Annotated in this window: 18 protein-coding genes and 1 pseudogene; 7 read left to right on the top strand and 12 right to left on the bottom strand. The window is 60.7% G+C overall.

All coding sequences use genetic code 11. From position 1 onward, the window contains the following. Positions 1–31: 31 nt before the first annotated feature. Genes K6301_RS24410 through K6301_RS24400 form a run of 3 tightly spaced genes read right to left on the bottom strand, consistent with a single transcriptional unit; the run spans position 32 to position 5,470 of the window. On the bottom strand, positions 32–3,289 hold the full coding sequence (locus K6301_RS24410; RefSeq protein ID WP_247221417.1) for an error-prone DNA polymerase: 3,258 nt from the start codon (positions 3,287–3,289) through the stop codon (positions 32–34). Continuing rightward, positions 3,286–4,797, bottom strand: a complete 1,512-nt coding sequence (locus K6301_RS24405; RefSeq protein ID WP_247221416.1) for a Y-family DNA polymerase — start codon at positions 4,795–4,797, stop codon at positions 3,286–3,288. Before K6301_RS24405 ends, K6301_RS24410 begins: the two co-directional genes overlap by 4 nt. Next, positions 4,718–5,470: an ImuA family protein gene (locus K6301_RS24400; protein WP_247221415.1), complete on the bottom strand. Its 753-nt coding sequence runs from the start codon at positions 5,468–5,470 to the stop codon at positions 4,718–4,720. The genes K6301_RS24405 and K6301_RS24400 overlap by 80 nt, the downstream gene beginning before the upstream one ends. A gap of 267 nt (positions 5,471–5,737) precedes the next feature. On the opposite strand from K6301_RS24400, the gene ligD reads away from it, so the two are divergent. Beyond that, entirely contained in the window at positions 5,738–6,790 is a 1,053-nt protein-coding gene (ligD, locus tag K6301_RS24395; RefSeq protein ID WP_247221414.1) for a non-homologous end-joining DNA ligase, read from the top strand. A gap of 58 nt (positions 6,791–6,848) precedes the next feature. Further along, positions 6,849–7,622, top strand: a complete 774-nt coding sequence (locus tag K6301_RS24390; protein WP_247221413.1) for an SOS response-associated peptidase family protein — start codon at positions 6,849–6,851, stop codon at positions 7,620–7,622. 83 nt (positions 7,623–7,705) lie between these two features. Here the strand turns inward: K6301_RS24390 and ada are convergent, their stop codons facing one another. Together ada and K6301_RS24380 are read right to left on the bottom strand one after the other, a co-directional pair. Then, entirely contained in the window at positions 7,706–8,728 is a 1,023-nt protein-coding gene (gene ada / locus K6301_RS24385; RefSeq protein WP_247221411.1) for a bifunctional DNA-binding transcriptional regulator/O6-methylguanine-DNA methyltransferase Ada, read from the bottom strand. Then, the gene (locus K6301_RS24380) at positions 8,728–9,132 is read right to left on the bottom strand and encodes a YybH family protein (protein ID WP_052686827.1); all 405 of its coding nucleotides are present in this window, start codon (positions 9,130–9,132) and stop codon (positions 8,728–8,730) included. The genes ada and K6301_RS24380 overlap by 1 nt, the downstream gene beginning before the upstream one ends. Positions 9,133–9,307: 175 nt before the next feature. Here K6301_RS24380 and K6301_RS24375 point away from each other — a divergent pair, with 175 nt between their 5' ends. The 4 genes from K6301_RS24375 (at position 9,308) to K6301_RS24360 (ending at position 11,578) form a co-directional block, all read left to right on the top strand. Then, positions 9,308–9,820, top strand: coding sequence for an RrF2 family transcriptional regulator (locus K6301_RS24375; RefSeq protein ID WP_247221410.1), 513 nt, complete (start codon positions 9,308–9,310; stop codon positions 9,818–9,820). Between the two features lie 11 nt (positions 9,821–9,831). Beyond that, positions 9,832–10,584: an SDR family oxidoreductase gene (locus K6301_RS24370; RefSeq protein WP_247221409.1), complete on the top strand. Its 753-nt coding sequence runs from the start codon at positions 9,832–9,834 to the stop codon at positions 10,582–10,584. Between the two features lie 15 nt (positions 10,585–10,599). Then, positions 10,600–11,037 carry a cupin domain-containing protein gene (locus K6301_RS24365; protein ID WP_247221408.1) on the top strand — a complete coding sequence of 146 codons (438 nt, stop codon included), beginning with the start codon at positions 10,600–10,602 and terminating at the stop codon, positions 11,035–11,037. Positions 11,038–11,131: 94 nt separating this feature from the next. Continuing rightward, positions 11,132–11,578: a carboxymuconolactone decarboxylase family protein gene (locus tag K6301_RS24360; protein WP_022557092.1), complete on the top strand. Its 447-nt coding sequence runs from the start codon at positions 11,132–11,134 to the stop codon at positions 11,576–11,578. A gap of 64 nt (positions 11,579–11,642) precedes the next feature. On the opposite strand, the gene K6301_RS24355 is transcribed toward K6301_RS24360, so the two are convergent. Continuing rightward, complete coding sequence (locus K6301_RS24355; protein WP_247221407.1) at positions 11,643–12,566, bottom strand: SDR family NAD(P)-dependent oxidoreductase; 924 nt, start codon at positions 12,564–12,566, stop codon at positions 11,643–11,645. Positions 12,567–12,627: 61 nt separating this feature from the next. Here K6301_RS24355 and K6301_RS24350 point away from each other — a divergent pair, with 61 nt between their 5' ends. Continuing rightward, on the top strand, positions 12,628–13,572 hold the full coding sequence (locus K6301_RS24350; RefSeq protein WP_247221406.1) for a LysR family transcriptional regulator: 945 nt from the start codon (positions 12,628–12,630) through the stop codon (positions 13,570–13,572). A 43-nt stretch (positions 13,573–13,615) separates the two neighbouring features. Here the strand turns inward: K6301_RS24350 and K6301_RS24345 are convergent. The 6 genes and pseudogenes from K6301_RS24345 to K6301_RS24320 all read right to left on the bottom strand — a co-directional run. Further along, a pseudogene (locus K6301_RS24345) lies at positions 13,616–14,110 on the bottom strand (OB-fold nucleic acid binding domain-containing protein); the annotation flags it as partial. A 154-nt stretch (positions 14,111–14,264) separates the two neighbouring features. After that, positions 14,265–14,483, bottom strand: a complete 219-nt coding sequence (locus K6301_RS24340; protein ID WP_247221405.1) for a hypothetical protein — start codon at positions 14,481–14,483, stop codon at positions 14,265–14,267. 540 nt (positions 14,484–15,023) lie between these two features. Beyond that, a complete protein-coding gene (locus K6301_RS24335; protein WP_247221403.1) occupies positions 15,024–15,716 on the bottom strand; it encodes a hypothetical protein in 693 nt (230 codons plus the stop codon). After that, the gene (locus K6301_RS24330) at positions 15,697–17,661 is read right to left on the bottom strand and encodes a DEAD/DEAH box helicase (protein ID WP_247221402.1); all 1,965 of its coding nucleotides are present in this window, start codon (positions 17,659–17,661) and stop codon (positions 15,697–15,699) included. The genes K6301_RS24335 and K6301_RS24330 overlap by 20 nt, the downstream gene beginning before the upstream one ends. Then, on the bottom strand, positions 17,658–23,162 hold the full coding sequence (locus tag K6301_RS24325) for a DEAD/DEAH box helicase (protein ID WP_247221400.1): 5,505 nt from the start codon (positions 23,160–23,162) through the stop codon (positions 17,658–17,660). The genes K6301_RS24330 and K6301_RS24325 overlap by 4 nt, the downstream gene beginning before the upstream one ends. Then, positions 23,128–26,220, bottom strand: coding sequence for a hypothetical protein (locus K6301_RS24320; RefSeq protein WP_247221398.1), 3,093 nt, complete (start codon positions 26,218–26,220; stop codon positions 23,128–23,130). The genes K6301_RS24325 and K6301_RS24320 overlap by 35 nt, the downstream gene beginning before the upstream one ends. Positions 26,221–26,329 lie beyond the last annotated feature (109 nt).

Here is a 26,329-nt window from a genome sequence, read left to right as displayed (position 1 = left end):
GGGCCTCCGACTACACACTTACCTAAATCGCTTAATGAAAATTCCGGCTCTTCACCTTCAGTGTATCGATATGAAGATCGGGCGTGAACATGTCCCGCGGGACGACCGGCTTCGGCCTGTCGCGTGAATCCGGCCCGCCGCCGCCATGGGCAAATTCATCGCCGCGACCAGCCGGCAGCCTGAACTCCGTGTCCCGATCAGCAAGGCCAACCAGATCGCCTGAGAGATCGAAGAGTTGCTGGGCGACGAGATGGACCACCTCCCCTTCTCGCTGGATGCGGCCGTTGATCGCCATCATTGAGGATCCCAGCACGATGCGTCGGCGCTTCTCGAACAGGGTTGGCCAGACGACGACGTTGGCAGGACCCGTCTCGTCCTCAATGGTGATGAACATGACACCTTTGGCGGATCCCGGCTTCTGCCGCACCAGCACGAGTCCAGCGGTGTAAACCCATCGGCCATCCCGAGCATTCATCGCCTCGGCACAGGTGATGATATTGCGTGCCGACAGGTCCTTGCGCAGAAAGGCGACCGGATGCTGGCGCAAAGTCAGCCCGATGTGGCTGTAATCCTCTATGACGTTGTGCCCATCCGTCATCTGCCGAAGCGCGACCTCCGGCTCCAGTTGCTCGGCAATGGCTGCCATCTCGCGTTCGGCTGCGGCTGCGAACAAGGGCAAAGGCTCGTCGCGCAACGCCTTGATCGCCCAAAGGGCATCTCGGCGTTCGAGTTTAAGCGATGACAGGAAGGCATCGGCCTCTGCCAGCTGGACAAGCGCTTCAGTCGGAACACTCGACCGGCGCCACATGTCATCGACAGAGACGAAGGGACTGTCCATGCGCGCTGCAACGGTCCGTGCGGCATCGGCGACCGCCAGCGCCTTTACCTGCCGGAAGCCGAGCCGTACAGCATGCCGATCGCTACTTCCGATCTTTTCCAGCGTGCAGTCCCAGCGCGAGCGGTTGACGCAGACCGGCCGCACCTCGACGCCATGCTTGATAGCGTCCCCGACGATCTGGGCCGGCGCATAAAAGCCCATTGGCTGGCTGTTGAGAAGGGCTGCACAAAACACGTCGGGGTAATGGCACTTGATGTAGTTCGAAGCGTAGGCGATCAACGCAAATGAGGCCGCATGGCTTTCCGGAAAGCCGTACGAGCCAAAGCCTTCCAACTGCGAAAAGGTCTTTTCGGCGAACTCGGGCGAATATCCGTTCTTGACCATGCCTGACACCAGCTTGTCCTTGAAGCGCGAGACGCCGCCGGTAAACTTGAAGGTCGCCATGGACTTGCGCAGCTGGTCGGCCTCACCACCGGTAAAGCCGGCACAGACCATGGCAACGCGCATGGCGCTTTCCTGAAACAGCGGCACACCGAGCGTCTTGCCGAGGACTGCCTCAAGCTCCGGCGTTGGATAAACGACGTCCTCCTTCCCCTCACGCCTTCTCAGATAGGGATGCACCATGTCGCCCTGGATCGGACCGGGACGCACGATCGCCACCTGCACGACGAGATCGTAGAAGGTGCGGGGTTTGAGGCGCGGTAGCATCGCCATCTGCGCACGGCTTTCGATCTGAAAGGTGCCGAGCGTGTCAGCCTTGCGGATCATCGCATAGGTCGCCGCATCCTCCTGTTCGATCTTCGAGAGATCAAGGTGCTGGCCCTTGTGTTCGCGGATGAGATCAAAAGCCTTGGCCATGCAGGTCAGCATCCCGAGCGCCAAGACGTCCACCTTCATGAATTTCAGTGCCTCGACGTCGTCCTTGTCCCATTCGATAATCTGCCGGTCTTTCATCGTCGCCGGCTCGATCGGCACGAGGTCATCGAGCCGGTCATGGGTGAGGACAAAGCCGCCGGGGTGCTGACCGAGATGGCGAGGCGCGCCCATCAGCTGCTGCGCGAGTTTCAGGGTGAGCGCTAAGCGCCGGTCGTCCGGGTTGAGATTGAGTTCCCTGATGTTTCGGTCGGGAACCTCTTCCGACCAGGACCACATGCCGGATGACAGCGCCTTGATGACATCTTCAGGCAGGCCGAGCGCCTTGCCGACATCGCGGATTGCGCCCTTGGCCCGGTAACGGGTGACGGTCGCGCAGAGTGCCGTCTTGTCTTTCGTATAGGTCTTATAGATCCACTGGATGACCTCCTCGCGCCGTTCGTGCTCGAAGTCGACATCGATGTCCGGCGGCTCGTCTCTTTCCTGGCTGACGAAACGCTCGAAGAGGAGATCATTGGTTGAGGGGTCGATCGACGTTATGCCAAGGATATAGCAGACAGCGCTGTTGGCCGCCGATCCCCGGCCCTGACAGAGAATGCCCTGGCTTCTGGCAAAGCGCACGATCGAAAACACGGTCAGGAAATACGGGGCGTATTTCATCGTGCGGATGAGATCGAGCTCGTGTCGAACGGTCTTTAGAACATCCGGTGGCAGGCCTTCCGGATAACGATCGGGCGCGCATTCCCAGACATAATGCTCGAGCGACGCCTGGGCATCCTTGCCCGGCACGATGGCTTCCTCCGGGTATTGGTAGGTCAGCTCCTCAAGCGAGAATTTGCAGCGACGCACGATTTCCAGGGTTCGCGCCAAGGCCTCGCGATATTGCGGAAATAGCCGCTCCATCTCCTCCGGTGGCTTCAGATAACGATCCGCATGCCTCTCCCGCTCGAAACCGACATCGTCGATCGTGGTGTTGTGCCTGATGCAGGTGACGATGTCCTGCAATTGCCGGCGGCCCGGCTCATGAAACAGCACGTCATTGGTGACGACGGTTTTGACTTTGAACCGGCTCGCCATATTGGACATCTCATGCAGGCGCAACTGGTCGTTCGGTCGCCGGCGCAGACAGAGCGACACGTAAGCGCGATCGCCAAACAGCTCAGCCATTTTTCGGAGCTGCGCGGCACAGGTGGCATCCGGCAGATCCGGCACCAGAATGCCGATCATGCCCTCGGAGTAAGCGACGATATCGTCCCAATGCAGGATACAGTTATTCTTGCCGCCGCGCGATTTGCCGAGCGTAATGAGGCGCGTCAGGCGCGAATAGGCAGGGCGATCCATCGGATAGACAAGCAACGACATGCCATCCGCCAGATCGAGACGACAGCCAACAACCAGGCGCAGACCGGTGGCGCGGGATGCTTCCAGCGCCCGGACGATGCCTGCCAGCGAATTCCGATCGACGACGCCGAGCGCCTCGATCCCCAGGATCTTGGCGGTCTCGAACAGCTCCTGCGCTGAAGATGCGCCACGCAGAAAGGAGAAGTGCGTCGTGACCTGCAGCTCGGCGTAGCTCATGCGAAGATCCCGTGCATGTACCATTGCCGGTCGCCTGTCTCGGGATCGACGCCGTCACCCGAACGAAAAATCCAGAAGCGCTCGCCCGCCTGGTTCTCAATGACGTAATAATCTCGGACAGCGTCGAACTCGCTGTCGCGCATCCACCACTCCCCGAATATGCGTTCCGGTCCATCGGCCCGCACCACATTGTGCCGACGGCCGCGCCATGTGATGCTACGTGGCGGGTAATCGGGCATCAAAGCGATCGCCGAGATAGCATCGGGCCGGTGGAGCAGCCGCACAGGCCGTTGCCAGTGATGCGTCCAGATCGCGCCGACCGGCTCGGAGGTGGCGGCGACACGTCGCACGCTGCGCTCAGGCACATCCGATGCGACGGGCGCCAGGCGGTAGACCCGCTGGCCCCGGTTTCCAAGGACATCGATAAGGGGCGTGATGTCCGTCGTCTCATCCGCAACCAATGGGGACGAACGCTGTTCCTCGTCCAGTGTCTCGGACATGACGGCGGCGAGCGTCAGCTTCTCGATGCCAAAGCCCGGCTCGATCTTTTCCGTTCTGTCCCGAAACAGCTTGGTCAACCATGCGACATCGCGGGCGGGCTTGGCGGTGCCTGCGCGAATGGCCTGCCTGGTACCGTCGACCTTGTCGACGATCAGGTCCGTGCGGCGCACGCCGAGGCCGCGTCGCTGGAGTTCTCCGACAAGCTGAGTGACCAGCCTTCCAACATATTTGTTGATCGTCTCAGCCGCACCGATAGGCTCGGCGAACGACCGCGAGACTTCGATCCATTCTGGCGCCCGCACGGGCTCGATCGGTTCGGACATGCGGCCAAACATCTGGTCGAGGCGGCGACCGATCTCGGGGCCGAAGCGCAGCGCCAGCGGTGCGCGGGCCGTATTCGCCAGTTCACCGATCGTCTGGAAGCCCAGCGTCCTCAGATCAGCGACGATCTTCTCCGGAAGCCGCAGCAGCGAAAGCGGAAGCTTCTCGACGGCGCGCACCGTGCCGCCCTTTGGGACGATAACGGTCTCCCTGTTGATCGCCCGCGCGCAGGCATGGGCCGCGCCCCAGGTGTCGGCAACGGCGACGCGGGCACTGAGCTTCTTTGCCCGGCACTGGTTGGCTATTTTTGTCACCATCGGCAGCTCGCCGCCCTGCAGATGGTCGGCGCCCTCGGTATCCATGACGATGCCATCGATCCCGTCGACGGCGACGATCGGCGAATAGACGGTCAATGCCCAAAGGGTGATCCGTTGCAGCGCTGCGGCGTCGGCCGAAGCGTCAGCCTCAACCATCATCAAGTCGCGGAAGATCGCTTGGGCTTTCGCAGCCGGCATTCCTGGCCTCACCCCCGCCTTCCGGGCCGCCGCGTCGGCGGCAGAGACCCATCGCTTCGACCCTGACCTGGCAATCACGGCAATGGCCTGCTCAGGCGGAATGGAGGGATCGGCCCGACGAATGCGATCCGTCGGCAGATCCGGAAGATAGATGGATACGACCCTGGTCATCACACGCTCTCACGAGAAACTCAGCACACTCACCCGCTTTCACGCGCATCAATTCGAGAAACCATTGAGGTCTGCCTACCCCCGGTACCGGCAGCTCCTCGGACGGCATGACGCTGACACGCCATCTTGTGGTCGAAGCCGTCGGCTGTCCAAAATCATTCGCCTCCGTTTGTCGTCTCCAGCGCCGAACGGCGATGGCCATGGTTCCGGTCTTTTCGGCGACAAGCTGGAGACGTCGCGACGCCGTCATCGGCAGCCGCACCAGTTCGCCGACGACCACGCCGAGGCCTCCAAATGAGAGGCACTCCTCCATGCTCGACAGGACGTCCTCCTCTTTGTCCCCCTCGACGAACACGACACGGTCCGGATGAAGGCCAACCTGGGTCAGAGCAGGCATGAAAAGGTCGGGTCTCGTCAGGCACCACGCCACCTGCCCCTTTGTCCGGGCGGCTATTCCGGCAACGAAAAGCGCGGCCGCCGCGCCATCGACCGTACCCGAACCCCCACCCGCGAACTCATGCAGCGCCCCATAGGCTAGACCCCCGCCAGGCAGGGCCGCATCGATCTCGGGGACACCGAAGGGCAGACAGCCGGCGCGTCTGTCCGACACGCCCTCCATTGCGGCGATGCGATCTCGCAAGCCGCAGATCACCCTCTGGCGGGCAGCGGTCATCGTTCACGGCTCCCTTCAAGGTCGTGTTGGCGGTTTCGACGTCATGTCGCGCGGCTATCTGTTCATTGTTTGTTCTTACGGCAGTCAAGAGTCAAGCGAGGAATATTATCCCAGCATTAGCGATCCTGAAGATTCGAAGAGGAATCAAGGGTGTACGGGAAAAAGAATTTTGCAGGCCTTCGGATGATGGTGCACGCGCTCGGTGAATAGCGGGGATGAATGCACGGCGTGGCAATGTTTTTAAGAGTTTTGTGCTGAACTCTCCCAATGACGAAGCCCCCGAGATCAAAACCGCTCCTTCGTGATACCGAAGCCCCGATCCGCTCAAAGCCGCGGCGGAAGCGCAATCCGGCACAGCCACAGCTTCTGTTCGATCCGATGCCTGACCGCGTCGAGCCGGCGCTCGCTGAGCTGAAGGCGCATCCGCCCAACGGTGATCAGTGGAGCTGGGAGCTGAAGTGGGATGGCTACCGGCTGACCGTTCATATTGAGCCGACAGGCGTCCGCATCCTCACCCGCGGCGGCCACGACTGGACACATCGGTTTCCTGATATCGCAGAGGCTGCCCGGGGGCTTGGGCCCGCGACAATGATCATCGATGGCGAGGCGGTGGTGCTTGATGAGGAAGGGCGGCCGGACTTCGGGCTGCTGCAGAAATCGTTGGGCGCTTCCGGCAAAGCCGCTGGCCGTCGTGCGTCTGATGCCATCCTCTACGCCTTCGATCTTATCTACCTCGATGGTCACGATTTACGCAGCGTCGAGTACCGATCGCGCCGCCATCTTCTTGAGGACACGCTGAACGGCAAAGATGGCGCCATCCGCCTGTCGGAAACCATCGATGCCGACGCAAACGTCCTCCTCGAACATGTGTGCGGCCTTGGCCTCGAAGGCATCGTCGGCAAGCACCTCGATCAGCCCTATCGTTCGGGCCGCACCGGCGACTGGGTCAAGGTGAAATGCGTGCAAAGCGAAGCGTTCATGGTTATCGGCTATGAGCCATCCACCGCATCGCCGGGCGGCTTCGCATCGCTGGTGCTTGCCGCCTATCGTGGCGACCAGTTCGTCCATGTCGGGAACGTCGGCACAGGCTTCAAAGAAGCCGAGATGACCAGGTTGCGCAAGATGTTGGACAAGTTGCGCTGGAAGCGAAAGCAGCCGCCAGTTCCCTATGCCGGAAAGGCAGACATCGTCTGGGTCGCGCCGACCTTGATCGCCGAGATCGAGCTCCGCGCCTGGACCGGAGACCGCAAATTGCGGCATGCTTCCTACAAGGGCTTGCGGGAACGGCAAGACAATGCCGACGTTTACAAGCTCGATTAGTGAAGCAGGCAGGATGCGGTGACGAACTGCCTTCGGTGGAAGCGGAGGAATTGCTGCCATGTGCAACCTTTATCGCATGGAAGACAAGGACTGGGTCTCGAAATGGGCCCAGGATGCTGAGAGCCTGATCAACCTAATGCCGGCCTACCAGATGAACCCCGACCAGATGGGGCCGATCGTCCGCAACACTGCCGATGGCAAGAAGCAGCTTGTGCATGCGCGATGGGGCCTGCCCTCGCCGATCTTCGTCCAGAAGAAGGCCGCCGAAGCTCGAGCGGATAGACTGAAGGCCAAGGGCAAAGCCGTCGATATCAACGAACTCATTCGCACGGAGCCGGACCGTGGTGTGACCAATGTGCGAAAGCTCAACCTGCCTCACTGGACGCGGTGGTTCGGCGTCGAGCACAGGTGTCTTGTCCCGGTCACAAGCTTCGCCGAGCCGGATCCCGCGAGCAAACAGGACGGTGGCAATGTGCCCAATGCATGGTTTGCGCGCGACGAGGCAAAATCGCTGATGTTCTTCGCCGGTATCCACGTGCCGCAATGGAAAAGCGTCCGCAAGGTGAAGGATGGAATGACCACGGACGATCTCTATGGCTTCCTGACCACGGATCCGAACGATCTTGTGAAGCCAATCCACGAAAAGGCCATGCCTGTTCTGCTGCTGACGAAAGAGGAAACCGACGTCTGGATGCGAGCACCTTGGGAGGAAGCAAAGCAACTCGCCCGCCCACTACCAAACGATGCGCTCATCATCCTGTCACGTGAGCCCTACGGATCTTCAATCGTATCGAAATCTGGCGAGCCGGTGGAGCAAGACGGTCTGGTGTAACCGATTAGCCGTTTCGCTCGGCAGCAGCACTCCACAATCGGGTCAACCACCGCGGCGCAGTTGTGCGAGAACATGATTTCAATTTAATGTCGTCCCTCTCTTCGCAGCAGCTCAGCCTTCCGCTCGATTCCCCAGGTATAGCGGAATGACGCTCCATCTTTTCTCACAACACGGTGGCAGGGAATAGCGATGGCGAGTGGATTGCTCGCGCAGGCGCTAGCCACAGCCTTACCGGCCTTCGGATATCCAACCCTAGCTGCAAGATCTTCATAGCTGATGATCTCGCCCGGAGAAATATCTCGCAACGCAAGCCAGACGCGACGCTGGAAGGTAGTCCCACGCAGGTCGAGCGGCAAGTCGAAGCCGACCTCTGGGCGCTCAACCATTCCAACAACCTTGGCGACGGTGTCCTCGTATCGTTCGTCCCCTCCGACAAAGTTCGCGTTTGGAAATCGATCCTGAAGATCTGTCAAGAGGGCGGCAGGATCATCCCCAAGGAGAATTGCCGCAACGCCCTTGGCGCTCGATGCAACCAGGATCGCACCAAGCGATGTCTGGCCGACTGCAAAGTGCAGCGTTTCCCTGCGCCCGCCCGCCCTGTAGTCTGCCGGAGCCATTCCGAGCGCGCGGCTGCATACCGCGTAGAATCGTCCACTGGAACCGTATCCTGCGTCATAGAACGTCGATGTAATGGTCCTGCCCGGTTTTAGTCCTTCCCGGACGAGTTGAGCCCTCCTCTCGAGCATGTATGCTCGCGGGGTCATTCCAGTGTGTGCACGGAACGTTCGGTGGAAGTGCCCTTCACTGACGCCGAGCGCATGCGCGAGCGCCGCGACGGTCGGCGAGCTGTCTCCGGCATCAATCAGCCTGCACGCCTCAGCCACCAGATCGGCATTCCTCCTTGCGAATTCCTCATCATTGGGACGGCATCGCAGGCACGGTCGAAAGCCTGCTCTTTGTGCGTCGGAGACGCACCCAAACCAGCGCATGTTCTCTGGCCGGGGAGGACGGGAGATGCAAGTCACCCTGCAATAGACGCCGGTTGTGAGGACGCCGCGGAATGCGAGCGTTGTCGCTTCGTTCAATACTTCCGCGGCTTCCGTCATCAGCTGGCGCTCCTCTGCATCGAGCCGAAAGGGTTGTCGATCAGGTAGCGCCACAGACCGTCGGGGCCGCGGCGGGCGATGTCGGTTGCGGTCGCCCCCATGTTGATCTCCGTGCCGTCCCGCGCCGTGCCGATATACGACCAATCGAGAATGAGGGACGCGATGTCGCCCGCCACGAACAGGTGACGCTGCGTGATCGACATCTGAAGGCCGAGGCTGAAGTACTTGGAGAGCTCCCTGCCGATCGCCTCCCTGCCGACGTGAGCGACCCCTGCGGCGTCTACGATCAATCCTTCCGGGTCGTAGAAACCGAGCATGGTGTCAACGTCGAGCGAGTTCAGGTGTGCAAGGAGCGCCGGGACGATACCTTCCGGCGTCGAGGAGAGTGCGAGCTTGGTAGTCATTAAATGTCCTTCGTTGTTGTTCTGCCCCTGCGAGCGTCCTGACTATGGCGAGGCATCAAGGGGTCGAAACTCCGTTTTCTGATCTCAAATTCGGAATTTCGAGCACTTGATGTGATCACGGGTTGACTCCGATCACAATCATAGACATTTTATATCCATGATTAGGAGATGCAAGATGAAACTGAGCGAAGGCGTTGAGCAGGCCATACACTGCACGGCATTCCTGGCGGGACTGTCGGAAGACGGCGTGCTATCGGCGGCAGCACTGGCCGAACTCCACGGCGTGTCGACGAGCTATCTGCTGAAGCACCTGCAGGCGCTGTCTGGCGCGGGCATCGTCGCGACGACACCAGGGCCGAAAGGCGGCTACAGGCTGGCCAAGGCCCCAAGCGAAATCAGCCTCCTTGATATCGTCCTCGCGGTCGAGGGACCGGCGCCCGCCTTCCGGTGCGCCGAAATCCGCCAGCGAGGGCCGAACCCTCTTCCGCAGCGCTATTTCAAAAAACCCTGCAAGATCAACGCCGCGATGCTGAAAGCCGAGAAAGCCTACCGCGCAGAACTCGCCAAGGTGTCCGTTGCGCACCTTCTGGCGGACCTTGGTGCAGCCGACGACGGTGGTATCGCCGCCCGAGGATGCGCCTACCTTGAACTCCACGAACGCAAGACGGGCAATCGCGCCTCGTCATAGGAGAAATCACCATGACCAAGATGAAGAAGGTCGTCGTCATCGGCGGCACGGGCCTGATCGGCTCGAAGGCAGTGAAGTTGCTGCGGGATGCCGGCCACGAAGCCGTCGTCGCAAGCTCCCGCAACGGGATCAATGCCTACACAGGCGAAGGACTGGCCGATGCGCTAGCAGGCGCCGACGCCGTCATCGACGTTTCCAACATGATGTCGTTCGACAAGACTGTGATAACCGACTTCTTTGGAACGTCGAGCAGCAACCTGACGATCGCAGAAAAGGCCGCGGGCGTACGCCACCACGTCGTCCTTTCCATTGTCAACGCCGATCAGCTCGCGGCCAATCCCTACATGGCCGGCAAGCTGGCGCAGGAGGAGACCGTCGCGGCGTCGGGCCAAGGGTACACCATCGTCCGCGCGACGCAGTTCCATGAGTTCATCGAGACCCTGGCCGGCGCTTATGCGGCGGACGGCGCGGTGAAAGTGCCGGATACCGACTTCCAGCCGATCGCGGCCGACGACGTCGCCGCTGCTCTGGTGGAGGCCGCGCTCGGCGAGCCGAGGAACGGAACCGTCGACCTTGCCGGACCTGAACGGGGACCGTTCGAATCTTTCATCCGGACTTATCTTGATGCCAGGGGCGACGCTCGTCCGGTCAAAGCCGACGAGGCCGTCGACTACTTCGGCGCTCCCGTTGTCGCAGGCTCACTGGTTCCCGGCGGAGACTACATCAAGGGCCGGATCACTCTCACAGAATGGCTCAAGGCATAGGCAGAGAGGCACATCATGAAGACCATCTTCTATGCCGCTACGGCACTTGCGGTCGCTCTGGCCACAGCTTCCGCTCATGACGTCGTCAAGCCTGGACTTGCGTACGACACGAAGGACGCAAAGGTGACGCTGGTTTACGAGCATCCCCTCCCGGACGTTCCAGGCAAGAGCGTCAAGGGCGTGCTCGTCGAGTACGGCCCCGGCGGCTACAGTTCCGCCCATACGCACGCAAAATCCGCCTTGATCTATGCGACGGTTCTCGAAGGCGCGATCCTGAGCGCCGTGAACGGTGGCGAGACGAAGACCTTCATCGCCGGTCAGAACTTTACCGAGCTGCCGGGCGACCATCACGACGTCAGCGCCAACGCCAGCAAGACCGAGCCGGCGAAGCTCCTCGCCGTCTTCGTCGTCGACACCGATGACGACGCCCTGACGACGCCGCGCAAGCCGTAGCGCTAGCTACCAGACCTACCTCCTCAACTACTGCACAAGCAACGACGGTTTACCCGGCGAACGGAGAACCGTGTCCACGAGAAAGGAAAACGATATGACCCGCATGAACTGGTCCGAAGTCGCCCCCGACGGCGCAAAGGCACTCTTCGGCGTCCATCACTACGTCACCAAGAAGACGAACCTGCCTGAAGAGCTGATTCATCTCGTCTTCCTGCGCGTGTCGCAGATCAACGGCTGCGCCCATTGCATCGACATGCATAGTCGCGATCTGCGCAAGACGATGTCCGTCGATAAGATCACGCTTGTTCCGGTCTGGGACGAAGTGCCCCAGCTGTTCAACGATCAGGAACGGGCCGCTCTCGCCTGGGCCGAGGAGGTGACCAACGTCAGCCAGACCCACGCCTCGGACGAGGCTTATGCCGCAGCCGCGTCAGCCTTCGAACCGAAGGATCTCGTCGATCTGACGATCACGATCGCCGCGATGAACGCCTTCAACCGCTTGGGCGCGCCATTCCGGCTTCCGGTGGCGACCAAGGCCTGATCAGCGTCCGGTCATCGCTCGACGAGCACCCTGCCGGTCCGGACAGGTCGACAGGGTGTTCCGCTCACAGAGGCAATCCCAGCAACCGCGTCGCGATCTCCCAGAGGCGGACCGCGTTGTCCTCATCAACGGCGTATCTCGCCACGCCTTTGAAGGGCCCAGATCCTCGCTCGACAACGACCGAGGCCTCCTGGCAATCGTCGAAATATCTACCGGAAATGCCTTCGACGAGCGGCGAACCCGCCAGCAGCACTGACGTGGCTGCCCCCTGCTCTATTGTCTTGCGCAAATGCTCGGGGGTTCGCAGGCCTCCCGTGTGCTTCTGAAGCCCCGTGGCAATCGCTCCGGGATTGAGCGCGTTGGACGCTATCCCGTCGCTAACCCAGTTCTGGGTGATCCCAACGGACAGCAGGACGCAGGCTGTCTTCGATTGCCCATAGCCAAGCAGCGGATCGTATGGAATGAAGCGGAAGTCCGGATCGTCCCAGAACACGGGCGCGAACAGGTTGCCAGTCGAGGCGACGGAAACGACACGGGCACCATTTGCCTTGGCTAGATGCCGTCGCAGCGCTAGCGTGAGTGCGAAATGCCCCAGATAGTTCGTGGCGAACTGCATCTCCCGTCCTTCCGCAGTCCGCTGGATTTCCGGAATGGCCATGACGCCCGCATTGTTGACGAGGACGTGCAGAGGGTCGTTCCAGTTCTCAGCAAATTCCTGGACGGAAGAAAGATCGGAGAGGTCGAGCCGGCGAACACGCAGCCGAGCCTCGGGCATACTCTTTTTCAGCTCAGCGACTGCCTCCTCGGCCTCGTCCGGACGCCGAGCTGCAATGGTCACGGCCGCGCCTGCGGCGGCAAGAGCTCGGCTCGTCTCCAGCCCGATGCCAGCGGCGCCACCGGTTACGATGACGTTCCGGCCAGCGAGGTCGACGCCTTCCAGAATGTCGGCGGCCGTAGATGAAAAGCCGAACGGTATCGGTAAAGTCATGGTCGTACTCCTTCAGTAATCGACTTGTCCCGAAGATAAGCGCATGGCATTCATGAACTAGATGACCACCGTTACACGCAATGATGAGATAATTCGAACAGTGGGCTTGCTCCCTCCTGGCGAGCTAGCGGCCTTCCTTGCCGTGGCCGAGCACGGAGGTTTTCGCGCTGCGTCCCGAGTTCTGGGCCAGACGGCGTCGGCGTTGAGCCACGCAGTCGCCGGACTGGAGAGACGTCTCAAAGTGAAGCTCTTCCACCGTTCGACGAGGAACGTCTCGCTGACGGAGCCTGGGCGGAGACTTGCGGAGCGGCTCATGCCAGCTCTCAGCGAAATCGGAATGGCGGTCGAGGAGCTTCACGACCAGGCCGCCTCGCCGTCCGGGCTTGTACGGATCAACTGCGACGCCAACGCCGCCGAGCAGGTGCTGATGCCGCTGTTGACGCGCTTCATGAAGCTGCAGCCGGCAATGCGCTTCGAAATCCGGTCCGAAGGGCGACTGGTCGATATCGCCGAAGAAGGTTTCGACTGCGGCATCCGCGCGGCGGAACTCGTCCCCGGCGAGATGGTCGCAATCCCGATCGGTCCAGACCAGCAGCACATCGTGGTGGCATCGCCCGCCTATCTCGACAATGCGCCGCTTCTCGAAAGTCCGTCGGATCTCTCGCTTCACCAGTGCATCCAGCTCCGCATGGCGGGCGGGTCGATTTATCGCTGGGAGTTCCAGCGCCGCGGCGAGGATGTCGTCGTGGCGACGACCGGCAACCTCGTGATCGACCAGTCCCGACTTCTTGTGGCCGCGGCTCTGGACGACTGCGGCCTCGCCTATGTCACGCGATGGATGGCCGAGGAAGCACTTGCGGACGGGAGACTCCGGCAGGCGTTAGCCGAGTGGACGCCGCCCTATCCTGGCCTCTGCCTTTACTATCCCAGACACCGCCACCTCGGCACGGGTATGCGTGCGTTTCTCGACTTTCTGAGAAAGCAGCCGTCGAATTCGAGCTCTTGATGGGATCAGAACTGTCGACCCGCGATTGAAGTGCTGAATTTAAATGAAAATTCCGCGCCTTGATCTTCAACGTATCGATGAGAAGGTCTCTGTCGAACACGTCGCGCGGACGCGCCACTTGCTTAGGTTGATCTCGTGGATCAGGCACGCCACCATGAGCAAACTCATCGCCGCGGCCGGTTGGCAGCTTGAATTCCTCATCGCGATCGGAAAGACCAACGAGGTCGCCTGAGAGGTCGAACAGCTGCTGGGCAACGAGATGTATGACCTCCCCTTCCCGTTGAATCCGGCCATTGATCGCTATCGTCGACCGACCGAGCACGACGCGTCGACGCTTTTCAAACAGGCTCGGCCACACAACTATGTTCGCCGGGCCAGTTTCATCCCCTATCTTGAAGAACATTACGCCCTTTGCAAAACCAGGTTTATGCCGCACCAGGACAAGGCCAGCGGTATAGACCCACCGACCGTCCTTTGCGCTCATCGCACCGACGCACGTGATGATGTCAGATAATAAGAGCAATCCCCTCAGTTCCGCTTAGAACCCTGCGTCCTCATTTCCATTGAGAATTGGCTCTGACTCACATTTTCAGCTGTTGAAGATGATGCTTCTACTGATTCACCGGAGGATCAGACCGTGGCGAAATGAAGCTCAATATTTCCTCCTGCCCTGCTCCTTCCTCGCTAGATCATCACAGCGGCAAAACGGGCGCCATCCTCGCTCGCCTGCCTGCTTCTAGTCGGTCTTCGGCTTCGTCCACACGTTCGCTCGGCTCCAACAACTCGCGGAAATGCTCCGGTCTTATTACGAAATATTGGTTTCCGTCAGGCCAGGTTACCCACATTCCCTTGTTGACCATCGTCTCATAAGCTTTGAGTAATTCGAGCTTGGCTTCCAGCAATATGTTCAACGGCGAACTCCTCTGTGAATGGGTTGGCGGGCGGCATGCCGACCAAGCGTAGCTTTCTTACATAGTCCTGACGGTCGCTTCATCATTAGATCGCACTCAATCTTCTCCCCGCCCTTCCTTTACCGGAAGGGCTACTGTGGCGCTCTGGCCCTAGAATGCGCAATCAGCCACCAATCGAGTACGATCTTGTCATACTCGGCCGGTATTCCAAGTCATTCGGGGCCAGATGAGAAAATAGCGCCCGGTGAGATCACAAGTCTAAAAGCGAAAGACAGACGCGGGCCTGCGAAGAATAAAATCCTAGCTGACCCTTATCCCTCTACTCGGGCGGTAGCAGTGTCAGCTTCATGGTGTCCGGAATTCGCTTTCGAAAGGATGAGACGCTAGGCAAGTTGCAGGAGACGCTGAATCTATCTTTTGCAGACGAAAGGCAACCTCGATAGCGAACGGGCAATGGTCCCTTGGACGAAGGTTGCCATGATGCAGACCTCGTCCCAACGGCATGCGGCACCCTCGTGAGTGGAAAGTTGGCGAACGCGGCTAGAAATTCGTATGTATCCTAAGCAATTGGATCATCTCAGAATCACGGCGTGTGCCCTTGGCCATGTTGTACCAATGCGTTACCAGCTGCAGGTTGTTCGCCCCATCATCGAGAGAACCATCGTCGTAGTGACCATCGCTGTCGATCCTATCGAGGCTTGCCTTTAGGTCGCGATTGGACTCATCAAACGGCACCCTTGTTTGTGCACAACGATAGCCTTGCCGCTCCGCGAGCAGATCCAGCGCATGCAAGAGGTCGACTGCCTTGAGGTGCTTGATCTTAAGGTGCCGGGCAACGGTCTTTCCGCTATTTGCGACCGTGCCTTTCGTTGTATTGAGGATCCTCTTCCGAGCCAGGCTCCAGCCACCATTACGCGCTTCTGGGCTATCCGCCAGCGCGTACCTGCCACGCGCGACCTTCACGACGCGGCCCTCCTCGCGGAGGGTGTTCAACAACCCGTGCGTGCCCCACATCTTTTCATGGTGGATGGACCAGCCTTCTCGCAATGCAATGGCCGCTAGTTCATGGTTTTGCAAGGCACCCCCGTGCAGCCGAAGGGCCTCGACAGCCCTTTCGCGAAGCTCCTCCGTTCCACGGTGGTAACCGACCAATGTCCTTCTCCTGATTTGCGCGGCAATGCCGGTCGCGAGCATGTGGCCCAAATAAACAGGCTCAATGTTGAATTTCAACAATATCAGGAAGCCTAGCCGCAACGTTGGAGATGACCTGGCCCATGCGACTGTCACGGTCCCTCAGCGTTATGACAAGCGTATCGATCGGCCGGGTTAGAGGGATCATCGTCCTCAGCCAGGCCGCGGCGTCTGCCGCCTCCGCTGGAAGATGTTCCGCGGACTGAAGCGTCTTTATGGAGTTGCGCGCCAGCTGCCACGCTTCGTCGAGGCCGTCCAGGACCGTGATCCAACCCTCCAAGCCCCTGCAGGATTCATATTGCACGACCCTCAAGGCCTCGCTCGACCGTGGGAAATTGCGTCGGGTCAGCTCGTCGACTGCATCCCATGCCATCCAGCCTTTTCGGTAGAAGGATTCAGCGAGCGCGCTACTTCGATGGAGGCCATTCGACTTGACTTCGGACGGAGGCACGCAGTGCAGGAGATCCACGGGCATGTTCCCGTCCATTATCGCGGAAGCGAGGACATCGCGCTGCAGGTCATCCATCTGGGCATACCTTCCAATCCGGATGATCACCCTTCCTCCTGGAGCTTCTGTGCTCGGGGAGAGCTTCCACTGCAGACCGGCTTCGTCTGCCAGGGCGTTCGCGAACTTCGCGAGGCTAGCCTTCATGCGAAGGCCATCGCGCAGGCTACGCTCGCCATCCCGCGGCTCTCCGATCACGGAGGACTTCCAATCCGTGGCCTTGCCGCGAACGAGCTGGGAAAAGCCGTCAGCCAAGGCGATTGCACTACCACCATACAGCGTTGCAAGAAGGTCGGCCTCGGACTGGGGCCAGTCCTGGGCCTCGTCAACGAGAACCGCGTCGAAGCCAAGTTCGGAATGGTGCTCCTTCCTGATCCTGGCAACTTCCTCGGGCCCAGCCGCTCCACTTTCAAAGTATTCGTTCGCCTCGCGGCATTCCTCCTCGTACTTGCTTAACTCGATGTCGCCCTCCCTGCCTAGTCCGAGCTTGTCCAGCCAGGAATACATGAAGGACATCACGGTGCGAACTGTAATGCCCCCCGCATCCCCGTCACTAGGGATGCCCATGAGGGCAATCGTCCGTTGAATATCGGCTGCAAGAGCGGTGTTGTACGTTAGTATGACCGACCGCACGCCACGATCGAGGAAAGCCTCGTATGCGGCTTGCAACAACAGGATAGTCTTTCCAGTGCCTCCATGGCCGCGCAGGTGGACGCGCTGCTTCCCAAGCAGGCTACCCAATTGACGAGCTACTTCGGGACGGGATGCGATCCGATCCATTCGCCTCCTATCAAGCGAGGACGGCCTCAGCTGTTGGAAAAGGCCATCCGAAAGGACTTGTTCCATGAGCTCTTCATTCCCGGAACTGATCGCGTGCTCGCCATTTATCTTGCGGATGCCGAGTACGGTCGCTGCGGCCATCAAGAACTCGAGCCCGTCGAAAAGCGAAGCCACTGCACCGGCGTTCGGTTGCTGGATTCCTCGAGTTCGCGGAAGCTCGGGGATACCAAGCAATGCGACGCACCGGTAGACCCAGGGGCTTGAACGTGTCGTGTCTTGAAAGTGTCCCTTGAGCGCGTGCGCCTGGTCATCGTTCTGCTGGGTCGCACTCTTCCATCCGCCAGCATACTTGACATTGATGCCACCGGCCTCGATGCGCATGCGGTCCGAGGAGTGTTCCTTCACCTCGACCGCAACCACGAACGACCTGACGCGAACCTTTGCGCCAACGATCGAGTTTCCATCAACGTCCTTGGCGTTCGACCTTGGGACTAGGTAGCGCTTGGTGCGAAAGAGGCCGGCTACCACGACGTCGATGTCGCTAACCTTTTGGCCCGACAGCTTGACGCTCGCAGCGATCTTGACATGCTCCTCCCCTGCAGGCGAAGTATCGATCCCTCGCCACGTCTTCGTCAGGGCATCGCGGATCAAGAGCGCGGCCTGGTATTCCGAGCTACCAGGTACTCCGATCACTTCAATCACGCCTGTAGCCTCAAGTAGTAGTTCGCCATGCGGGTAGAGAAGTCCCTGGAATCGACGAAAACTGCCTCGACGCCGTCCAGCCTCAATTCGTCGCGTGCCTGTATTTGCTGCGGCTGGAGGTAGCCCGGCTCCGTATGCCAGAGCGGATGGCCCAGGACGAGCGCCTTTTTCCCGCTGCTTACGTAGCTTAGGCCGCCCGCATGCCCATGCTGCACCTGCATGCCCGCATCCGCGCAAAACCTGGAGAAGGACAAGACAGACTTCAACTCGCTATCCTCGATCCATCGTTCCAGTGGCAGGGGCATCCCAAGGACGAGGTCCGCGACGTCAAGCGCGAGGCGCCAATCCAGGATTCCATGGCTGAAGCGATTGCCATAGTTTCGAAGGCAGTCCGGGCATGACCGGTCGCAGTCATGCGAATGTCCCGTTGCCTGCCATTTCGGCGCCACCGCGTCATGGAACCCACGGATGGCGCGCTCCAGGTTCAAGGGGTCCGAGGCCCAGCGTGCGTAGCCAGCGCCATTCTCGAGCGCATCTGCTACGAACACTTGCTCGGTCTCGCAGTCGGCCCTTCGCAGGGCCTGCCGGCCGACCCTGAATTCGGAAGGATCGATGTCGAGCGCCGTTGCAAGCGATAGCTTGACCAATTCCGCATATGACGCGAGCGCCGCGCGCGCGGCTGGTTGATTGCGCGTGTCGAGAACTCCCAAGCGGCCGACCCCTTGGGCGCCATCGATGAAGAAGCTCAATACCTCGGTCGTGAAGACTGCGCCGATCGCTCCCCTGTCAAGGTAGGGGGCGGTAGAGGCATTGGCGTCGATTGGTGGCGATTCGTCCCGATAGAGCGCGGCGTCCCGCACCACCACGCGCTCGCTTGTATGCTGGAAGAACTCGAACAGCCGCCCACCGTTGTCGTTGACAACCGCGACTGGCCCGGGCCGGAATGCGATCTTCATCGGACCGCAACCCTCGTCGCCAAACTCTTGCTCGAATGCCCGGACGGGCGGAGGCAGTGCAGGACCACGCTGTCTCTCCCCATCGTAGTCTCGCCTGCGGTAGGCTCCTAGGAACCCCTTCGGCTGGTAAAGGGGAAACGCCACCGATGCCCCGCCGCAAGTCACGCATTGATTGTGTCCGCCGGCTGCTATCGTTGCACACATGACTTCCTCGCATCGGGTGTAGGTCGTCGGTCGGCCGAGCGGCTGGGGATCGTTCGTGACACCGTTCGGACCATCTCGCCTGAGGACGAATCCAATCGCGGTATTCAGCTGCTTGTCCTTGGGGATCTCCGAACCAGGAGAGAACGCCCATACAGCATGGTCAAGCGGCCTGTCGCTAACGACGACCTCTTCTAGCTTCGACGGCTTGCCCTTGTCGTGGAAAAGGCTCCGGACCTGGGTGGGGAACCCAAACATCGGAAGTATCCCGGCGACCGCGAGGAGATGGCTGAGCTCCTCTTGGATGAACCGCGTGTTGCCCGTGGCCTCGTCTATGGCCGGAACCAGGGTTGTTCGCACGTACTGGACAAGCTCATCCGCCCTATCCTCGATCGGAGCGCGCGCGAGCAGCCGCAGGACGATGTCCTCCACCTCCGGGGAAGTCGACAGCCAGGCATCGACTGGCCCGCGATAGAGCGGCCCCCACTCCGCTTTCCGTCCAAACGTTCCATGGATGCTGTCAACGTTACGCCTAGGACCAGGATCCAAGCTCTTGAAGGCGCGGCGCAAGCTCTCGGAAGCAACCACGCGCCTAACGATTTCCGGCCGCGACAGGTCCAGCTTTGGTTGTGGAGGGAGGTCCCCGGTCATCCTCTCGGGGTTGTTGAAGTAGAAGTCATCGTGGGCTGCCCCGCGCGAGATGGTCACCGCGTAGGAAAAGGCCTGGCCTGCACGACCGGCGCGGCCAACCCGCTGTTGGTAGTTGAAGCGCTGTGGCGGCATGTTTGCCATCATGACCAGCTTCAGGGAGCCGATGTCGACGCCTACCTCCATGGTCGTCGTAACGGACAGCGCGTCAATTCCTTGCACGAGCGATGACTCCCCATCAAGGAAGCCAGTGCCCTTGAACAGCCGCTGCCTATTGCGCTGCTTCGACATCGGCTTTGTTTGGCCGGTGAGTTCGGCCGCGGCAAGTCGATGCACGGGCTCCCTCGACACCCAGCTATAGTAGTCCTGTGAAGGGTTCTCGACGACAGAAAAGCTGGTTGATTCGCAATGGGGCGTCGTGCATGCCTTCACGGGGAGCAACATCGTGCGCCGCGAACACGTGTCGCAGCGATGAAGGTTTCGCTTGCCTCTCGGGACAAGGGCGAGCGGAAGTGTCGAGTGGTTGGTTACCTGCAACAACCAGTTTGGGTTGATGACCCCCCTTTCCTGCAGGTACTCCGAAATCGACCTGCCAAGTTCTTCCGGGTCCCTGTTGGAAAGCCTCGAAACCTTTTCGATGTAGCTCCTCGCGATCTTGGGGATCGAGGTCGCCCCCCGGGACTTCTCGCCTGCCAGGTAGCGTGCGTGCCCGATGATCCGCACTATGTTCGCGAGGACGCCGTTCGCGATCTCGTCGTCCATGCCAAGCCGCGCGCCGTGGCGCCCCTCGACCTCTATCGAGGCCGTCGCCATCGATTCCAAGTCTCGGCCCGCCCTGTCGAACAGGGAAACCGCGACCTCCCCGGCAAAGTACTCCATGTAGTCGCGACGGCGGGCCTGGGCAACATCTGGGGCGGCAGGCTCCCACTCGCCCGGCAAGGGTGGGTTGAAGAACTTCCACCACGGCGTCCCGCCTTCCTCCCCGCTGTCAGTGGCGCGACTTGCGCGAGGGCCGGCTGGATTTTGGCCAAGGGCGACGAGCTTCGTCGCCATGACCTCGAGCAAGGTCGGCCAACCAACACGCGGACTGCCGACCCTGTCGTCATGCCTTGCGATCAATGCCTTGTGTTCGCCATCTGCAACGCCGAACTTTTCAAGCTTGACTGCAGTGAAGATGCCAGGGGTTGCTTGCTCGGCGGCGTCTAGGATCGCCTTCAGGGCTGGGTCGCCGGTGGGATCGCTACCGACATGCTGCAACAATTCTACGCTGGTGGGGATGGTCTTGGGCTCAAGACTGGAATGTACCAGTTGCCGGACGAGGTCGCGATAGTGGTTGAGCTCGATGCCCGCTGCAAGGTCCGCCGCGTCGTCCCTGCTGTCCGTGAACGCGATCATCTTTTCCGATTGGCTGCCATCACCGGTGGCAAACATGGCACGGTCGGCCACGAGCTGGGTCGTGACATTCAAGCCCGTCCTCAACCCCCTCACCGGGCTCTTGACCACTCCTGCAAAAAAGGCACGCCGGTTTTCCTGCTGGGCATTGATGGCCTTCTTGCTGGACAAGCAGCAAGGGCAGACCTCGGGCAGCGCGGCAATGGTCTCGCCAGGCGAAAGGCCGGTGGCGGGCGGAAAGAAGATCAGCCCCGTGCCAGGAGTCGTATCATTATTGAGAAGACCCGAAAAGGGATTGAAGGTTCCCCTTTGGAACTGCATCCGGACTGGCTTGCCAGAAGGCGACGCGTGTTCCCATGACGGCTTGCGCGGCAAGATGCCACCAGGCCAGTACCAGCGATATTCGTCGATGGTGCGCTCGTTTACTTGGCTTGCCTTGCCATCGCCTTCCCCGGCACGGGTCGCCTCGAGAAAGGTGAAGCTTGCCAGCATGGGGTCGGTGGTCGGAACGACGTATCCCCCCAGGAAGGCCTCCCCGCAATCATAGCAATAGAGGAGCTCGAGCACCTGGCCGCCGCAGCCGCATTTCATCGCGGGCGACCTGAACAGCCTTCCGAATTGGCGTCGAGCGGACTTGAAGCGATTCTCGATCTCGTTGCATTCCGGATTCGAGCACGCCCACATGCCCTGCACTTGACGTAGGAACATGTGCGAGCGGAATGTAGGCTTGGGCTTCTCGTAGGTGCCTCGATCCTCGAGCTTTGCCGCGACGAGCAAGGCAGTCAGCTCGTCCCGGGCATCCTCGTCGCCGAAAAGCACCGCGGAAACGTCGCCCAACGGGGCAGGACGCACCACGTCACGCTTTTCGCCCGTTGTTGGATCGATCGCGACGGAGCGGCCGGCGATCGCGCAGGCTGTCGCGATAGCCTCGCGTGGAGAGAACGACTTGGATACTTCAGTGGCCGCGGCAAGCGCCCGCTCGCCCCCTTGGACGAGGTCGGGGCCGAAGGAGGACAAAAGCCCTCGGTCGATTGGCAGGGTAACGGAGAAGCCAAGGGGATCGCCCGGGAAGATGGAAAAGGTCTTCCGGTCCACACCGAAGAACTGTTCCAGGTACTCTCGGCCCGAGTCGCCATCGAGCGAGGCGCTAGTCGCGATGCACCTAAGTTGGCTGGAGTTCGGCGCAAGGCCGAGGCGATCGAGCATGTTGCGCACGACGAGCGCCACTTCCGTCCCCTGCGTGCCTCGATATGAATGCAACTCGTCCACGACAAGCGTAAACGTGTTCCGGGCATCGGACTGCAACCATGCCCGCGTCTGCTCGAAGATTGGCGCTTCCTCGGAGCGCATCAGCATGATGTTCATCATGCTGGTGTTGGTGATGAGGATGTCCGGCGGGGCCGCGATCATGTCCCAGCGAGTGAGCATCTCTCCGATGGAAGGGTCCTGGAATTGGCTGCAGGTCTCGATGATTTCCTTCTCGGGCATTCCCCGCTTGGTCATTTGAGCGCGAATTGCGCCGACCTCGGCTTCGATCTTGAGGACTTCCCTTCCGACCTCGTTGATCGTCGAGCGATCCGTGGACCGGAGCGGGGATGGCGGCGTGAAGGTCCCGCCAAGGGTCGCGCCAGTGTAGCGCCCAAAGTAGAAGAGGGGCTTGCCGAACAATGGCAGCGCGCGGATTGCAGCCTGCCGAAGCCGGGATATCTGGTCCTCGACGAGCGCGTTGGTGGGATAGAGGACGAGTGCACGCACCGCAGGCTGCACCGTGCCGTCGAGCCTGGAGCGCGAGTGGTCCCATTCCGTCTTGTCGTTGGCCAGGTCCGACCTCCACCAACGATGCACCTCGCCGTTTCCTGCGTCGTGCACGCGTTCCTGCATGATGGATGCGACCACCGGAAGAAGGAAGCTTTCGGTCTTGCCAGATCCGGTCCCGGACGTGACGACGACATTGCGATTGCCATTGGCATCCCCGGCGATCGCCGTGATAAGTGATTGCGCCTGATGCCGCCTGAGGCTGATGTCGGCCTCCCCAAAAATCACCCTCGCCAGGTTGTTGCCCACGAATGGATCCAACCGTGCCCTTGCGCAAGCCTCGGCGATCGGGTCGGTCGAGGGATACTGTGGAACAGCTTCAAGAAGGGGCTCGCGTGTCATGACGCCGTCGGCAAGCAATATGGATCGTCGTTCTTCCATTACGGCTTGGTCGCGCATCCAGAAGGCGCTGTCATAGTATCGCAGGTACGCATCGCGGACATAGTCGAAGACGCTAGCCGGATTGGCTTCGTCGATGATGGCCTTCATCAAGATTCTCCGTATAAATCGCGGCCAGCACGCTGGATGCAACGTTGGGGGTGATGTTTGCGTATGAGACGGTGCCCTGCTCGATTGATGGCAGGTAGCCGGTCGAGGCAACGAGTGCTCGACCAAGGAGGCCCGGTGGATCGCATCCAAGCGTGGCGCGGAATGTACGCCGCAGCTTGTCGTACTGCCAAAGTGCCGTTCCCTCGTCCCTGGCAGCGAGTACCTTGACGATCTGGTAAGGTCCCGCCCAGGCCGAGCCGCCCGGGGCAACGTAGGCGTATTGCTGGTAGCCTTCGTTCCAACGATAGGCACCAGGGTGCGAGGCGAGCCGCGCGTCCCGCCAGCGAGCATTGCGGACGTCGAACGATTGCAGGCCAGCTGGCCTGCCAATCGAGACGGTCCGGAGGATCGAGGAGATGCCATCCAGGCTCGCGAAGGCACCTGCCAGCAGGCTACCCGGGTGCTGGAGGACAGCGATGCCGCGTCCCAGTGGATCGACAATCCCGCGGAATGCAGCCTTGGCCGACATGATGTCGATCGCTTCCAGCCAGATCGCTTGCGGGCGCCCGGCCAGGTTTTCCTGGTAGGCACGTCCACCACTTTCCTGCGTCGCGTGCATGATTGCCTCGACGAGGCGTGGCGATCGAAAGCCAGAGAGGAATGCCTTGCGGTCGTCCACGAAATTGACCGAGGTCCTAGGCACGCACCATGACTTGACTGCGTTGGAGCCGGCGATCAACTCGAGGTCTAGGAACCCAAGCAAGGATAGGTCCTGTGCAACCTGACGAGGCGATGTCGAGGTCGGTTCGTTGCCGAGTCCAGAGAGCGCCTGAAACCTACCCCAACTCCCGCTTCCAAGGAAGCAAAGTGCATCGAGGAAGCCATCGGCGTCGATTGGATCTTCCCTTGTAGGCTTGGCTTGGCTGATCCTGCTGATCGGGATGGGCAGGACCGGGAGCGCGCCGGTGGCTTGCGCCGTTCCTCTATGCAGCATCACGATCATCGTTCCACACCCCTTGCACCGTTGCTCCAGAGGTGTGTTGCGGGGACGCCCGGGCGGCAGTGTTTCGCAAATCCAATAGTGGTAGCCTCGCTCAATGCATGTTTCCGACGAGGCGCGGTGTACGGGCGAGGCTCCGGCGACTGGTTGTTGTTCCTCCTCGTGCGAGCCTACTGGCAGCATGCCCGGCGCATCGATCGGCGACCACGCAACCGGTGGCACCTGCTCTCCGGACTCCATCCCGCTTACCATCCCCTCGCTGACGCTTGCCCGGGCAGGCGTCGCCGAAACCACGGACGCATATGCCAGGCGTCCCTTGCCTTCGCGATTGAGTGGGCGCGGCGCGTCGGCGTCCCTGAAATAGGCTTCGCAGGTAGCAGCTTCCTTCCCGCCCTGGAACGCCCTGAGGGTAATGCCGTCAGAGAACCCAAGCTCTGCGGCGTCGAGCTTGGCTTCGCATTCGTTGCCGGCGGCCTCGACATGGCAGAGTAACCTGGGGGGCGCGCCATTGGTCCAAGCCTCGATCCGCGTCGGTCCTGTGCTTGAGAGGAAGTGGACGGAAACGGGCTTGGACGCGTGATAAAAGCCCGGCAGGAGCTGGATTCCTCCGCTGACGGAGAGCACGCCGTCGTTGGACCACGGCACGAGGCATTCTAAATCGTCGCCAGGAACCCGGTCGGGTTGCCGGACCTGGACGTCCTTGTACAGTATCCAGCCAGGCGGAAGGCCAGGCAATTCAGCGGGCGAGGCCTTCTCTGGCATCTTCATCGCCGCGGCTGCGAGATAGGACTCCACCTTGCTCGGGAGCCCGTGAGCGTCGCGCACGAGGACTACGTGGGGGGCTCCGAACGATACCTTGGCGACTTCTGCCCAAAGGTTCTCCTGCGTGGACCTGACCAAGGGGATTACCAGCCGTGGCTGCCAGTCCAGGGGTCGCAACCCCGGAACTGCGCCGACAAGATGGAAGCGAGAGCCTATCCCGCGCCCGAGCGGAGAAGGAGACAGCGTCGAGTATCCCCCAAACCGATCGCTTGCCAGGAAGAACTCGGAAGATTCTCCTCCCATTTGGAAGGGACCAGCGGAATCGTCGGCTGCCATTCGCCCAAGATGAAGCTCCAAGGCTTGCCTCGGGAACCTCTGGACGAAATTCGCGAGAAGCGAGAGCCTCATGTTTCCAGCCGAGGCCAGCGTTCCAGCCGTCGTTCCCGTGTCTCCCCTGCTCCACTTCGAGAGCTGTGCCAAGGCGGCCTCTACGACGCGTTCCCGCAGCTCGACACTTCCCCACGCACCCCGGAGCCTGGAGTTGGCCTTGCTGCCGACGATCCAGTGGGACAGGTAGAACTCCATCTCCTTCAGGGAGATGCTTTCGCTTCCTGAAAACCCATAGCGTTCGAAGAGGTCCTGGAACAGTTCACGGTCGCTGGCCCGGACCACGGCTTGGGATATGGCCTTGCCGACGTACTTCCACGTCGTGGCGGCGACCGCGGTGGGCTTGCCGAGGCTGAAGTTGTTGAGCAAGAGCCAGTCGCGAAGTGCATTCCAAAACAGGTCGGTCGCGTTGCCATGTTGAGACAACCGCTGCTTCTCGATGCCTGTCACCTGCGATAGTCGGACGTAGTAGTTACTCGCCGCGAACTCTCCTTCCGCGGCCATGATCGTGGCCGCATGGGAGAGGCAAAACAACACCGCCGTGAAATACGGCTGGGATTTCATCCCCGCCCTTTTCCAAAGCTCCACGGCATCGAGCATCGTGTCGTAAGGATTGCCACGACGTTCCAGCCAGTTGCCGACGCGGCGGCAGATTGCCTCCTCGACGGAACCGGGTTCTACGCCAAGTTGCCCCGCAACTTCATCGCGCATGTCGTTGTCGAGCGTCAGGTAGACTGGCTGTCCCGCATGCCGCCCATCGAAAAACACGTTGTTAAGCGCTGAGTTGCAATCCTTGTACGAGATCGCCACCTCGGTTCCCCTTCCCCATGCAAGTTGCTTTAACAACTTACAATACGCTATAGAATCCGATTTCTTTACAAGTTGCAAAGCAAACTTGCTTTCCACCATGACAAGACACTGCACGAACCTGCGATCCCTCTCCGGGAGGGACGGGACAGCGCCAGTAAAGCCTCCGTCGCTGCGCTCCGGCGGCCGGGCGGCTCAAAAGACATTTGAA

The sequence above is a fragment of the Shinella oryzae genome (assembly GCF_023038235.1).
In the GTDB taxonomy this organism is placed as follows: Bacteria; Pseudomonadota; Alphaproteobacteria; order Rhizobiales; family Rhizobiaceae; genus Shinella; species Shinella sumterensis.
This window is presented reverse-complemented; position numbering and strand designations above follow the sequence as displayed.

Bases quoted from the DNA above. Each gene is read 5' to 3' on its own strand.
- K6301_RS24410 (WP_247221417.1), bottom strand. From the start codon at position 3,289: ATGAGCTACGCCGAGCTGCAGGTCACGACGCACTTCTCCTTTCTGCGT.
- K6301_RS24405 (WP_247221416.1), bottom strand. From the start codon at position 4,797: ATGACCAGGGTCGTATCCATCTATCTTCCGGATCTGCCGACGGATCGC.
- K6301_RS24400 (WP_247221415.1), bottom strand. From the start codon at position 5,470: ATGACCGCTGCCCGCCAGAGGGTGATCTGCGGCTTGCGAGATCGCATC.
- ligD (WP_247221414.1), top strand. From the start codon at position 5,738: ATGACGAAGCCCCCGAGATCAAAACCGCTCCTTCGTGATACCGAAGCC.
- K6301_RS24390 (WP_247221413.1), top strand. From the start codon at position 6,849: ATGTGCAACCTTTATCGCATGGAAGACAAGGACTGGGTCTCGAAATGG.
- ada (WP_247221411.1), bottom strand. From the start codon at position 8,728: ATGACGGAAGCCGCGGAAGTATTGAACGAAGCGACAACGCTCGCATTC.
- K6301_RS24380 (WP_052686827.1), bottom strand. From the start codon at position 9,132: ATGACTACCAAGCTCGCACTCTCCTCGACGCCGGAAGGTATCGTCCCG.
- K6301_RS24375 (WP_247221410.1), top strand. From the start codon at position 9,308: ATGAAACTGAGCGAAGGCGTTGAGCAGGCCATACACTGCACGGCATTC.
- K6301_RS24370 (WP_247221409.1), top strand. From the start codon at position 9,832: ATGACCAAGATGAAGAAGGTCGTCGTCATCGGCGGCACGGGCCTGATC.
- K6301_RS24365 (WP_247221408.1), top strand. From the start codon at position 10,600: ATGAAGACCATCTTCTATGCCGCTACGGCACTTGCGGTCGCTCTGGCC.
- K6301_RS24360 (WP_022557092.1), top strand. From the start codon at position 11,132: ATGACCCGCATGAACTGGTCCGAAGTCGCCCCCGACGGCGCAAAGGCA.
- K6301_RS24355 (WP_247221407.1), bottom strand. From the start codon at position 12,566: ATGACTTTACCGATACCGTTCGGCTTTTCATCTACGGCCGCCGACATT.
- K6301_RS24350 (WP_247221406.1), top strand. From the start codon at position 12,628: ATGACCACCGTTACACGCAATGATGAGATAATTCGAACAGTGGGCTTG.
- K6301_RS24325 (WP_247221400.1), bottom strand. From the start codon at position 23,162: ATGAAGGCCATCATCGACGAAGCCAATCCGGCTAGCGTCTTCGACTAT.
- K6301_RS24320 (WP_247221398.1), bottom strand. From the start codon at position 26,220: ATGGTGGAAAGCAAGTTTGCTTTGCAACTTGTAAAGAAATCGGATTCT.